The following is a 12,476-nucleotide window of genomic DNA, read 5'->3' as shown; positions in this document are numbered from 1 at the left end:
CTCAGCTCTCGATCGGCGTGGAGATGACCAGGCCCTCGTTGATCTCGCGCAGGGCGATCGACATCGGCTTCTCGTGGACCTGGCTGTCGACGAGCGGGCCGACGTTCTCGAGCAGGCCCTCCTGCAGCTGGCTGTAGTACGCGTTGATCTGGCGGGCGCGCTTGGCCGAGTAGATCACCAGGGCGTACTTGGAGTCGGCCTTGGTGAGCAGGTCGTCGATCGGCGGGTTGGTGATGCCGATCGGGTTGGCGACGGTTCCAGACACGGGGGTACTCAATTCTATTGGACTGACTCAGCTTCTGGACGGTTGGCTCAGCTTCTGACGCCGGGCGTCAGTGCGATCGCATCAATGATACGAGTTCTTCCGCCGCACGACGAACGTCGTCGTTGACGATGGTCACGTCGAACTCGTCCTCGGCGGCCATTTCGACCTTCGCGGTGTCCAGCCGACGGCCCCGCTCCTCCGCGTCCTCGGTGCCGCGACCGACCAGCCGGCGCACGAGCTCGTCCCAGCTGGGTGGGGCGAGGAAGACGAACAAGGCCTCGGGCATGGTGTCCYGGACCTGGCGGGCGCCCTGGAGGTCGATCTCGAGCAGTGCCATCCTGTGCTCGCGCAGCGCCCGCTCCACCGGAGCGCGCGGCGTCCCGTAGTGGTTGCGACCGTGCACGACCGCCGACTCCAGCAGCTCTCCGGCCTGCTCCATCCGCGAGAACTCGGCCTCGTCGACGAAGTGGTAGTGGACGCCCTCGACCTCCCCCGGGCGCGGGCTGCGGGTAGTGGCACTGACCGAGAGCCAGACCTCGGGGAAGTTGTCGCGGACGTGGGCGGACAGGGTGCCCTTGCCCACGGCGGTGGGACCCGCGAGGACGACGAGCCGCCGGGGGCGGTCCTCGCCGACGGAAGCGCGTCGGCTCACGCCTCGTCGAAGCGGGTGAGCAGCGCGGAGATCTGGTTGGCACCCAGGCCACGGACGCGGCGGCTCTCGGAGATGCCGACCTCCTCCATGATCTGGCGCGCACGGACCCGGCCCACCCCGGGCATCGACTCGAGCAGCGCGGAGACCTTCATCTTGCCGACGACCTCGTTGGCCTTGCCGTCGGCGATGACCTCCTTGAGCGAACCCTGGGCGTACTTCAGCCGGTTCTTCACCGCAGCTCGCTCGCGGCGGGCCACGGCAGCCTTCTCGAGGGCCGCCGCACGCTGCTCCGGGGTCAACGGGGGAAGGGCCACGGTGGTACTCCTTGCGCAAGCGGGTCGGCACGGGTTCGTGTCTGGGTGATGTCTTCCGACTCTAGCAACCGCGAGGCCGGGTTTCCCCTCGAGGCTCCATGGCGCCGGTCACAGGGCCTGACCTCAGCGTTCTCGGCGAAGCTCGGTGCGTCCAGCGCCGTGCTCAGCGCGGGCAGCTCAGTGCGGGACTCGGTGCGGGACGCAGTGCGGAAAAGCTCGGAGCGGTGCTCGCGGGAAAGCTCACTGCAGGAGGGCGGCCAAGGAGTCGTTCGTGCCCATGGCGCGGTCACGCAGGGCTGCCACGTCCGGTCCGGCGTTGAGGACGTCGCGGCTGCTGGCGGGCAGCACGTTGGGCAGGGCGTCCCCGAACACGCGCCGCAGGTCCTCGCTCGTGCCGCCCTGGGCGCCGACCCCGGGCGCGAGGAGCGGTGCCGTGGCCCCGGCTAGGTCGAGACCGAGCTCCTGGACGGCAGAGCCGACCGTCGCCCCGACCACGAGCCCCACACTGCCCAGCTCGCCGCGCTCGCGGGCGGCGGCGTTCTCACCGGCCGCACCAGCCACCATCGACTCGGCGACGCTGACGTCCCGCAGCCGGGCGTGCTGCACGGAGCGACCCTCGGGGTTGGACGTCAGGCCCAGGACGAAGACGCCCCTGCCGGTCTGGGCCGCCAGGTCCAGGGCGGGCCGCAGGGACTCGAACCCCAGGTAGGGGCTCACCGTGACGGCATCGGCGGGCGCGACGGCGTCCTTGCCGAGATAGGCCTCGGCGTAGGCCGCCATGGTCGAGCCGATGTCGCCTCGCTTGGCGTCGAGGATCACGAGGGTGCCCGCCTCACGCAGCGCGAGGATGGCGCGCTCCAGGATGGCGACCCCTCGCGACCCGAACACCTCGAAGAAGGCCGACTGCGGCTTCACCACCCCGACGTGTCCGGCAAAGGCCTCGACGCACGTGTCCGTGAAGGCGGCCAGTCCGTCGACGTCGTATCCGAGCCCCCACGACTCGACCAGGGCGCGGTGGGGATCGATCCCGGCACACAGGGGGCCACGGGAGTCCATCGCCCCGCGCAGCCTTTGTCCGAACGTCAGCTCCGTCATGGTCACGCCAACCTCCCGTGGGCGACACCGACTGCATCGGTGAGTCGCTCGAATCCCTTGTCCTGCAACAGTTCTGCCAGCTCGCGACCCACTCGCACCGGTGCGCTGGGGTCGTTGAACGTCGCTGTGCCCACCTGCACCGCGCTCGCGCCTGCCGCCACCAGCTCCAGCGCGTCCCGTCCGGTGCGCACCCCGCCGACCCCGATGATCGGCACTGTCGGCAGTCGCCCCTCGAGCATCGCGGCCCGTGTCTGCCAGATGGCGCGGACCGCCACCGGCCGGATCGCCGGCCCAGACAGGCCGCCTGTCACCCCTGCCACCTGCGGCCGCAGCCGGTCGGTGTCGATGACCATGCCCAGCAACGTGTTGATCATGGTCAGCCCGTCGGCACCCGCCTTCACACAGGCCTGGGCCACACCGACGATGTCTGTCACGTCGGGAGTGAGCTTGGCGAAGATGGGGATGTCCCGCGGCAGCTGCTCGCGCACCAGTGCGACGACCTTGGCACTGGCCATCGGGTCGCAGGCGAAGACGAGGCCGCGGTTGGCGACGTTGGGACAGGAGATGTTGACCTCCACGCCCACGACCGCGTCGAAGGCGTCACTCGCGCGCAGGGTCGCGGCAACGTCGGCGAACTCGCCGCTGGTGTTGCCGGCGATGGAGACCAGGGTGCGGGCCCCGGCCTGCTTGAGCCAGGCGAGGTCCTTGTCGACGAACGCGGAGATGCCGGGCCCCTGGAGGCCGATCGAGTTGAGCATGCCGGCGGGGGTCTCGGCCATCCGCGGTGTGCCACGTCCCGACCGCGGGTCGGCCATCACCGACTTGGTGACGAAGGCGCCCAGCTCGCGGATGTCGAAGAACCGCGCCAGCTCGCGACCGTTCGCCGCGCAGCCCGAGGCCGTCATCATCGGGCTCGGCAGCGTCACCGACCCGAGCCGCACCGACATGTCGACCGCCATCAGTGACCGCCCACCCGGGGCGCGCCGACCGTGTCGGCGGGCACCCGGCATACCCCGTCGGCGAAGGCGTCCCACCGCACGCGGTCCCCGCGGAACACCGGCCCCTCGACGCAGGACCTCACCATCCGCGTGGCCCCGTCGTTCCCCGTGACGGGCATGACGCAGGTCATGCACACACCCACGCCGCACGCCATCGACTCCTCGACGGCCACCTGGGCGACCGCGCCCTCGGCGGCAGCGACGTCCGTGATCGACTTGAGCATGCCCATGGGTCCGCAGCCGTAGACGACCGAGGCACCGGTGCGCCGGATGACCTCCGGCAGCACGTCGGAGACCCAGCCCTTGGTCCCGGCCGAACCGTCGTCGGTCGTGACCGAGACACCGTCGGCGTAGCGCCGTGCCTCGACGACGCCGAACAGCTTGGACTCGGTGGCGGCCCCCAGGACCATCTCGACGTGGCAGCCCCGAGCGCGCAGCGCCTCGGCCAGCCAGAACAGCGGGGCGCTGCCGTAGCCGCCGCCGACGAGCACGCAGGCCACCGGCTCCTTGGGCAGCGGGAAGGGGCGCCCGAGCGGCCCGACGATGTCGACCTCGTCGTGGGCGCGCAGCGTGCTGAGCCATCGGGTGCCCGGCCCCACGGCCGAGATCACGACGTCGACGGTGCCGCCGTAGGTGCCCGACGGGCTCACCTTGTGGATGGAGAAGCACCGGCGCAACAGGGTGGCGCTCGTGTCACCACCCACGGCGAGGGCCACGAACTGACCCGGATGGGCCAGCTCGGCCAGCCCGGGGGCCACGAAGGTGAGGTGGTGGTAGGCGCCGACCCGTCGGGTCGCGATCAGCTCGCCGGTCACCTGCACCACGCCAGAGCCCTGCGAGGTATGCCGCGTGGTCGCCGCGCTCACGCGACCCCGCCCGCCCCGACGCCGGACGCGGAAGCCGAGCTGCCCGGCCGGACCGCTCCCTTGCCGGTGCCGGTGCCGTAGAGGTCGAGGTCGCGGGCGTGCTCCTGCAACGGCTTCACGGTGAACACGCCGTGCATCTGCGCCTCGATGCCCTGCACCGCCGCCGCCAGCTCCTGGACCGTGGTGACGATCGGCTTGTCCATCGACGTCGTGGCAGCGCGGATGGCGTAACCGTCTGCGCGCGCGTTGGGGCCGCTGGGGGTGTTGACCACCATGGCGATCTCGCCGGCAAGGATCAGGTCGACGATGCTCTCGTCGCCCTCCGATCGCTCGCTGTGCTTGTGGACGACCTGGGACGGGATCCCGTTGCGCCGCAGGACATCCGCGGTGCCCGTCGTGGCCACGATCGTGAAACCGAGATCGGCGAGCCGCTTGACCGGGAAGATCATCGCGCGCTTGTCGCGGTTGGCGACCGAGACGAAGATCCTGCCTTCGCGCGGCAGCCCGGAGCCGGCCGCGAGCATTCCCTTGGCGAACGCCGTCCCGAAGTCCTGGTCGATGCCCATGACCTCACCGGTCGAGCGCATCTCGGGGCCGAGCAGGCTGTCGACGACCTGGCCGTCGCGCGTGCGGAACCGTTTGAAGGGCAGCACGGCCTCCTTGACAGCCACCGGGGCGTGGGCGGGCATCGAGCCCCCGTCGCCGTGCGGCGGCAGCAGCCCCTCCGCGCGGAGCTCCTTGATGGTGGCCCCGAGCATGACCCTGGCCGCTGCCTTGGCGACGGGGACCCCGGTCGCCTTCGCCACGAACGGGACGGTGCGCGACGCGCGGGGATTGGCCTCCAGGACGTAGAGGATGTCCTGGGCCAGCGCGAACTGGACGTTCATCAGGCCGCGCACGCCGATGCCCTCGGCGAGCTTGAGGGTCGCCTCGCGGACGCGTTCCAGCTCGGCCACACCGAGCGTCACCGGCGGCAGGGTGCAGGCCGAGTCGCCGGAGTGGATGCCGGCCTCCTCGATGTGCTCCATGATCCCGCCGAGGTACATCTCCGTGCCGTCGTAGAGCGCGTCCACGTCGATCTCGATCGCGTCGTCGAGGAACCGGTCCACGAGGACGGGGTGCTCGGGGCTCGCAACGGTGGCCCGGGTGACGTAGGTGGCCAGGGTCTCGTCGTCGTAGACGATCTCCATGCCGCGTCCGCCGAGGACGTAGGAGGGGCGCACGAGGACGGGGTAGCCGATCTCGCGGGCGACCTCCACCGCCTCGGCGGCACTGTAGGCAGTGCCGTGCTTGGGTGCCGGCAGCTGCGCCTCGGCCAGGACGCGGCCGAAGGCACCGCGGTCCTCGGCGAGGTCGATGGCCTCCGGGCTGGTGCCGACGATGGGGACGCCGGCCTCCTTGAGAGCCTTGGCCAGACCCAGCGGCGTCTGGCCGCCGAGCTGGACGATGACCCCGGCGACCGGGCCGGCCTGCTGCTCGGCGTGCACGACCTCGAGGACGTCCTCGAGGGTCAGCGGTTCGAAGTAGAGCCGGCTGCTCGTGTCGTAGTCCGTGGAAACGGTCTCGGGGTTGCAGTTGACCATCACGGTGTCGTAGCCCGCCTCGCGCAGGGCGAAGCTGGCGTGGACACACGAGTAGTCGAACTCGACGCCCTGCCCGATCCGGTTGGGACCACTGCCGAGGATGAGGACAGCGGGCTTCTCCCGCGGCGCCACCTCGGTCTCCTCGTCGTAGGTGCTGTAGTGGTACGGCGTCGTGGCAGCGAACTCCGCCGCACACGTGTCGACGGTCTTGTAGACCGGGCGCACGCCGAGGGCGTGCCGCACGCCGCGGACGACCGCCTCCGGCATACCCCGCAACGAGGCGAGCTGCACGTCGCTGAAGCCGTGCCGCTTGGCCAGCCGCAGGAGGGTCGGCGTGAGCTCGGGCGCGGCGACGACCCGGTCGGCGATGGCGTTGACCAGCGCCATCTGGTCGAGGAACCACGGGTCGATGCCGGTGGCCTCGTGGACCTCCTCGACGGACAGGCCGCCGCGCATCGCCTGCTGGACGGTGACGATGCGCCCGTCCGTGGGCGTCCTGGCGGAGTGCAGGAAGGTGCGGGCCTGCTCCTCGCTGGGGGTCGGGCCGTCCCAGTGGAAGGTGCTGTCCTTGCGCTCCATCGACCGCAGCGCCTTCTGCAGCGCCTCGGTGAAGTTGCGGCCGATCGACATCGCCTCACCCACCGACTTCATCGTGGTGGTCAGGGTCGGATCGGCGGCCGGGAACTTCTCGAACGCGAACCGCGGCACCTTGACGACGACGTAGTCGAGGCTGGGCTCGAACGACGCCGGCGTCTCGCGGGTGATGTCGTTGGGCACCTCGTCGAGGGTGTAGCCGATGGCCATCTTCGCGGCGATCTTGGCGATCGGGAACCCGGTCGCCTTGGAGGCCAGCGCGGACGACCGTGACACCCGCGGGTTCATCTCGATGACGATGATCCGGCCGTCGACCGGGTTGACCGCGAACTGGATGTTGCAGCCACCGGTGTCGACACCGACCTCGCGGATGATCGCGATGCCGATGTCGCGCAGCCGCTGGTACTCGCGGTCGGTCAGGGTCAGCGCAGGCGCCACGGTGATCGAGTCACCGGTGTGCACACCCATCGGGTCGAGGTTCTCGATCGAGCAGACCACCACGACGTTGTCGACGTGGTCGCGCATCACCTCGAGCTCGTACTCCTTCCAGCCGGTGATCGACTCCTCGAGGAGCACCTCGGTGACCGGTGAGTACTGCAGGCCGTCTCCGGCGATGCGGCGAAGATCCTTCTCGTCGTAGGCGAAGCCTGAGCCGAGGCCACCCATGGTGAACGACGGGCGGACAACGACCGGATAGCCGAGTTCGGTTGCGGCAGTGAGGCATTCGTCCATCGTGTGGCAGATCAGAGACTTTGCCGACTCCGCGCCGCAGCGCTCTACGACCCCCTTGAACTTCTCGCGGTCCTCGCCGAGCTGGATCGCCTCGACGTTGGCGCCGATGAGGGGGCAGTCGTACTTCTCCAGGACGCCGGACTCGTGCAGGGCGATCGCGCAGTTGAGGGCGGTCTGCCCACCGAGGGTCGCGAGCACCGCGTCCGGGCGCTCGCGGGCGATGATCGCCTCGACGATGTCAGGGGTGATCGGCTCGACGTAGGTCGCGTCCGCGAACTCCGGGTCGGTCATGATGGTGGCCGGGTTGGAGTTGACCAGGATCACCCTGATGCCCTCCTCGCGCAGGACCCGACAGGCCTGCGTGCCGGAGTAGTCGAACTCGCAGGCCTGGCCGATGACGATCGGGCCGGAGCCGATGACGAGAACGCTCTTGATGTCGTCGCGCTTGGGCATCAATTCACCCCACGAAGTTCTGCGCTCGTGCCTCGCTCCGATACTTCACGGGGGCCCCGAATGTCTGGCGAGCTCATACTCCTGCTTTCCATCAGTGTCACGAAACGGTCGAAGAGGTAGCCGGCGTCGTGCGGCCCCGCGGCCGCCTCCGGGTGGTACTGGACCGAGTAGGCAGGCACGTCGAGGCATTCCAGCCCCTCGACGACGTCGTCGTTGAGGCACACGTGCGACACCCGGACCCGTCCGTATGCCGTGCCGTCGGCTTCGTCGGCGGGCGCGGGCACCTCACGGTCGGTCGGGGCGTCGACGGCGAAGCCGTGGTTGTGGGCCGTGACCTCGACCTTGCCGGTGCTGCGGTCCAGCACCGGTTGGTTGATGCCCCGGTGGCCGTACTTCAGCTTGTACGTGCCGAAACCCAGGGCCCGCCCGAGCAGCTGGTTGCCGAAGCAGATGCCGAAGAACGGGATGCGCGAGTCGAGCACCTGGCGAAGCACAGCCACCTCGGCATCGGCGGTCGCCGGGTCACCGGGCCCGTTGGAGAAGAACACCCCGTCGGGGCCGTCCTCCCCCACCGCACGGATGTCCTCGATCGTCGAGGAGGCGGGCAGGACGTGGACCTCGATGCCCTGCTGCGCCATCAGGGTCGGGGTCATCGCCTTGATCCCGAGGTCGAGTGCGGCCACGGTGAACCGTCGTTCCCCGACGGCCGGCACGACGTAGGTCTCCTTGGTGCTCACCTCGGCCGCCAGCGCGGCCCCCTTCATCAGCGGAGCCCGCTGGACGGCGTTGACCAGCTCGGTCACCGGCAGCCCTGCCCGCTCCCCCGAGAAGATGCCGACCCGCATCGCACCCCGCTCGCGCAGGTGCCGGGTCAGGGCACGGGTGTCGATCCCGCTGATGCCCACCACTCCCTGCTCGACCAGTGCGTCCTCGAGCGACCGCTGGGAGCGCCAGCTGGACGGGCGCAGCGCGGGGTCGCGCACGACGTAGCCCGCCACCCAGAACCTGCCCGACTCGTTGTCCTCGTCGTTGACGCCGGTGTTACCGACGTGGGGGGCCGTCATGACGACCACCTGCCGGTGGTAGCTCGGGTCGGTCAGGGTCTCCTGGTAGCCGGTCATCCCCGTGGAGAAGACCGCCTCGCCGACCGTCTGGCCCGTGGCGCCGTAGGTGTCCCCCCGGAAGGTGCGACCGTCCTCGAGGACGAGGAGGGCGGGGGCCCTGTCAAGAGCAGTGGCCAGGTCGAACCCGTGTGCAGCGGCGCTCATGGTGTCGTCTTTCGTTCGGTCTCGGGATCGGTGGGCGCCTCGTCGGCCTGGGTCGTCTCGGCGCCGCCGGCACTCACGGCACTCTCGGTGCTCTCGGTACTGTCGGGGCCGTCTGGCGAGTCACCCGTGTGCCACCACAGGGCCGACTCGACCCGTTCGACGTCCGCCTTGAAACGGGGCAGGAAGCCGGTCTCGTAGACGTCCCCGTTCTCGGCCCGCCACTGCAGCGCCACGAGGCGGTTGGCGCCGACGAACTTGCCGACCATGCCGCGCTCCCGGCGGGCGGAGATGAGTCGGGCGGCCGGGATGATGATGGTGGCCTCGCCCTGCCTGTCGATGCGGACCAGCTCGTCGACGTCTCCGCGACTGACGATGAGGGTCGCCTTGGCACGGTTGCCGAGGCCATCCACCGTCACCCGCTCGAGCCTGCTCTCGGCCGTCGTGGTGCTCACGTAGGTTCCCTCCGCGATGACCTGCGGGGGCTTCTCCTTGAGGGCGGGAGCCTCCAGGGCGTGGTCGCGCGTGGTGCGGTTGCGCTCCAGCGCGATGGCCGCGGACTCGTGCTCGCGCCGCTTGCGCAACCACGCGGCATACAGCAGGGCATAGATCAGGCCGAGGGCCACGAGCATCACGCCCACGGCTTGCAGTCGGGTCACGCGATGGCTCCCTTCTGGGCCGTCACTCGACCGGCGAAGACCGTGGCGTGCACAGCACCCCGCAGGGTGCGCCCGTGCCAGGGGTTGTTGCGGGACAACGACAGCGACGAGCTGCGGTCGACCGTCACGGTGGCCGTCGGGTCGACCAGCGTCAGGTGCGCCGGCGAGCCCTCGACGAGCGCCTGGCCGTGGGAGGTCAGCCCTGCGATGCGGGCCGGCGCCTGCGACATCACGCGCGCCACACCCGCCCAGTCGAGCAGGCCACCGCCCACCATCACGTCGCTCACCACCGACAGCGCCGTCTCGAGCCCGAGCATGCCGAACGCCGCGTCGACGAAAGCGTGCTCCTTGTCGTGCCGGGCATGTGGTGCGTGGTCGGTGGCCACCGCGTCGATGGTGCCGTCGGCGAGCGCGGCGCGCAGGGCGTCGACGTCCTCCTGCGGGCGCAGTGGCGGGTTCACCTTGTAGGTGGGGTCGTAGCCCGCGAGCAGGTCGGTGGTGAGGACCAGGTGGTGGGGCGTGACCTCCGCGGTGACGGCGATCCCCTGGGCTTTGGCCCACCGGATGACCTCCACGGTGCCGGCAGTCGACACGTGCGCGACGTGCACCCGCGAACCCGTGTGCCGGGCCAGCATGACGTCGCGGGCCACGATCGACTCCTCGGCGATGCCGGGCCACCCGGGCAGACCGAGGCGGCCCGAGAGCTCGCCCTCGTGCGCGCAGGCGTGCGGACCGGCGAGGTGGGGGTCCTGGGCGTGCTGGGAGACGACGCCACCGAAGGCGCGGACGTACTCCAGGGCGCGGCGCATGACTCGAGCGTCATGGACGCAGTGGCCGTCGTCGGAGAAGACCGTCACCCGTGCACGGGAGCGGTGCATGAGCCCGAGCTCGGCGAGCTCCTCGCCGTCGAGCCCCTTGGTGACGGCGCCGACGGGCACGACGTCGACCAGCCCGGCCGCGCGCCCCAGGTCGAGGATGCGCTCGGCCGCCTCGGCAGTGTCGGTCACGGGACTGGTGTTGGCCATCGCGAGGATCGCCGTGAAGCCGCCGACAGCCGCCGCGGCCGAACCCGAGCCGATCGTCTCGGCGTCCTCGCGGCCGGGCTCGCGCAGGTGGGTGTGCAGGTCGACCAGACCCGGGAGCGCGACCAGTCCGTCGGCGTCCAGGACATCGGCGCCCTTGGCCGAGCGGATCGACCCCACCTCGGTGATGAGCCCGTCCTCGATCAGCAGGTCCTGGGCGCCCGACCCGAGAAGGTCCGCCCCCGTGACGAGCAGCGTGGCCATCAGCTGTCCTCTCCCTCGTTGCCGGCAAGCAAGTGGTACAGCACCGACATCCGCACCGCGACGCCCGCGCTGACCTGGTCGAGGATCAGCGACTGGGCCCCGTCGGCGGCGTCGGCCGCGATCTCGAGGCCGCGGTTCATCGGGCCCGGGTGGCAGATGACCGCGTCGGGGTTGGCCGCCATGAGGGCATCGAGCCGCGCGCGCGTGAGGCCGTAGCCGACGGTGTACTCGCGGGCCGTCGGGAAGAACCCGCCGCTCATCCGTTCGCGCTGGACCCGCAGCATCATCACCGCGTCGGCGGTGGGCAGGACCGCGTCGAAGTCGTGCGACAGCGCGAAGCCGTCAGCCTGCGCCCACGTCGTGATGCCGCTGGGCATCAGGGTCGGCGGGGCGACGAGCGTGACCCGTGCGCCGAGCGTCTTGAGCGTGATCAGGTTGGAGCGCACCACCCGTGAGTGGGTCAGGTCGCCGACGATGACGACGTGTCGGCCCTCGAGGTCACCGAGGCGGCGCTCCATCGTGTAGGCGTCGAGCAGGGCCTGGGTCGGGTGCTCGTGCATCCCGTCCCCGGCGTTGATGACGTGCGCGTCGACCCACTGGCTGACCTGGTGGGCGGCGCCGCTCGCGTGGTGGCGGATCACGAGGGCATCGACTCCCATCGCCGCCACCGTCAGGACGGTGTCGCGCAGCGACTCCCCCTTGGACGTCGACGAACCCTTGCCACTGATGTTGATGACGTCGGCCGACAGCCACTTTCCGGCGATCTCGAAGGAGCTGCGCGTGCGGGTCGAGTCCTCGAAGAACAGGTTCACGACCGTGCGTCCGCGCAGCGTCGGGAGCTTCTTGACCTCACGCTGCTGGACGCCGTGCATCTCGGACGCGGTGTCGAGGATGGCCCGGACCTGCTCGCGGGACAGGTCAGCGGACGACAGGAGGTGCCGCTTGGTGTGCCGGGGGCCCACCTGCTGCTCGCGCGTCGTGGGGGTGGCGCTGGCGGTGGAGGTGGTGGCGGTCATCGGGCGTCCCCTCCGGCGATGGTGACCTGGTCCTGGACGTGGTCGGGTTCGCTCAGGCGGACTCGCACCTTCTCGGTGCTCGAGGTGGGCAGGTTCTTGCCCACGTGGTCGGCGCGGATCGGCAGCTCACGGTGACCCCGGTCGACGAGAACGGCGAGGCGCACGATGCGCGGACGACCGAGGTCGGACAGCGCGTCCAGTGCGGCGCGGACCGTGCGCCCGGAGTAGAGCACGTCGTCGACGAGCACCACGACCTTGTCGTCGATCCCGCTCGCGGGGATGTCGGTGTGCATCGGGCTGCGGGTCGGCTGCCTGCGCAGGTCGTCACGGTGCATCGTGACGTCGAGGGCACCGACCGCCACCGGGACTCCCTCGACCTCCTCGATAAGGGCGGCCAGCCGGCGCGCCAGCGCGACCCCCCGGGTCGGGATGCCCAGCACGACCAGGTCGGCGGCGCCCTTGTTGTGCTCGAGGATCTCGTGCGCGATCCGCCGCAGCACACGGGCCACGTCGGCCTCGGTCATGACCGTACGGGAGTCGCTGTCCGAGTCATTGCCGGCGCTGCCGGAAGCGTCGACGGAGAGGGAGGCGGGAACGGTGGGTTCAACCGCCGCAGGTGCAGCAAAGTCAGGACGCATCAGCGTCAGGACCTCCTTCCCTGCCTCACAGGACAGGTCGTTAAAGGATGTCTTTCGCGG

General features: G+C 70.5%; 12 protein-coding genes. All 12 read right to left on the bottom strand.

Annotated features, from left to right (window positions below; genetic code table 11):
* Position 1: 1 nt before the first annotated feature.
* The 12 genes from rpoZ to pyrR all read right to left on the bottom strand — a co-directional run bounded on the left by rpoZ (position 2) and on the right by pyrR (position 12,419).
* Positions 2–265, bottom strand: a complete 264-nt coding sequence (gene rpoZ, locus AC1DWR_RS14970; protein WP_140737392.1) for a DNA-directed RNA polymerase subunit omega — start codon at positions 263–265, stop codon at positions 2–4.
* A 67-nt stretch (positions 266–332) separates the two neighbouring features.
* Complete coding sequence (gene gmk, locus AC1DWR_RS14965; protein WP_477624725.1) at positions 333–917, bottom strand: guanylate kinase; 585 nt, start codon at positions 915–917, stop codon at positions 333–335.
* Positions 914–1,231 carry an integration host factor, actinobacterial type gene (gene mihF / locus AC1DWR_RS14960; protein ID WP_179420118.1) on the bottom strand — a complete coding sequence of 106 codons (318 nt, stop codon included), beginning with the start codon at positions 1,229–1,231 and terminating at the stop codon, positions 914–916. Before mihF ends, gmk begins: the two co-directional genes overlap by 4 nt.
* A 240-nt stretch (positions 1,232–1,471) precedes the next feature.
* Positions 1,472–2,326, bottom strand: a complete 855-nt coding sequence (gene pyrF / locus AC1DWR_RS14955) for an orotidine-5'-phosphate decarboxylase (protein ID WP_477612714.1) — start codon at positions 2,324–2,326, stop codon at positions 1,472–1,474.
* A gap of 2 nt (positions 2,327–2,328) precedes the next feature.
* Positions 2,329–3,285 (bottom strand): dihydroorotate dehydrogenase, encoded by a 957-nt coding sequence (locus AC1DWR_RS14950; protein WP_477612713.1) that lies wholly within the window; start codon positions 3,283–3,285, stop codon positions 2,329–2,331.
* A complete protein-coding gene (locus AC1DWR_RS14945; RefSeq protein WP_477612712.1) occupies positions 3,285–4,190 on the bottom strand; it encodes a dihydroorotate dehydrogenase electron transfer subunit in 906 nt (301 codons plus the stop codon). The genes AC1DWR_RS14950 and AC1DWR_RS14945 overlap by 1 nt, the downstream gene beginning before the upstream one ends.
* On the bottom strand, positions 4,187–7,552 hold the full coding sequence (gene carB, locus AC1DWR_RS14940; RefSeq protein WP_477612711.1) for a carbamoyl-phosphate synthase large subunit: 3,366 nt from the start codon (positions 7,550–7,552) through the stop codon (positions 4,187–4,189). Before carB ends, AC1DWR_RS14945 begins: the two co-directional genes overlap by 4 nt.
* On the bottom strand, positions 7,552–8,820 hold the full coding sequence (gene carA, locus AC1DWR_RS14935) for a glutamine-hydrolyzing carbamoyl-phosphate synthase small subunit (RefSeq protein ID WP_477612710.1): 1,269 nt from the start codon (positions 8,818–8,820) through the stop codon (positions 7,552–7,554). Before carA ends, carB begins: the two co-directional genes overlap by 1 nt.
* On the bottom strand, positions 8,817–9,476 hold the full coding sequence (locus tag AC1DWR_RS14930; RefSeq protein WP_477612709.1) for a PH-like domain-containing protein: 660 nt from the start codon (positions 9,474–9,476) through the stop codon (positions 8,817–8,819). The genes carA and AC1DWR_RS14930 overlap by 4 nt, the downstream gene beginning before the upstream one ends.
* A complete protein-coding gene (locus AC1DWR_RS14925) occupies positions 9,473–10,762 on the bottom strand; it encodes a dihydroorotase (RefSeq protein WP_477612708.1) in 1,290 nt (429 codons plus the stop codon). Before AC1DWR_RS14925 ends, AC1DWR_RS14930 begins: the two co-directional genes overlap by 4 nt.
* The gene (locus AC1DWR_RS14920) at positions 10,762–11,778 is read right to left on the bottom strand and encodes an aspartate carbamoyltransferase catalytic subunit (protein WP_477612707.1); all 1,017 of its coding nucleotides are present in this window, start codon (positions 11,776–11,778) and stop codon (positions 10,762–10,764) included. The genes AC1DWR_RS14925 and AC1DWR_RS14920 overlap by 1 nt, the downstream gene beginning before the upstream one ends.
* Positions 11,775–12,419, bottom strand: coding sequence for a bifunctional pyr operon transcriptional regulator/uracil phosphoribosyltransferase PyrR (pyrR, locus tag AC1DWR_RS14915; protein ID WP_477613413.1), 645 nt, complete (start codon positions 12,417–12,419; stop codon positions 11,775–11,777). The genes AC1DWR_RS14920 and pyrR overlap by 4 nt, the downstream gene beginning before the upstream one ends.
* Positions 12,420–12,476 lie beyond the last annotated feature (57 nt).

Source organism: Pedococcus sp. P2_E2, from assembly GCF_056403955.1.
Note: the sequence above shows the minus strand (reverse complement) of the source record. Positions and strands in the feature narration are given on the sequence as shown.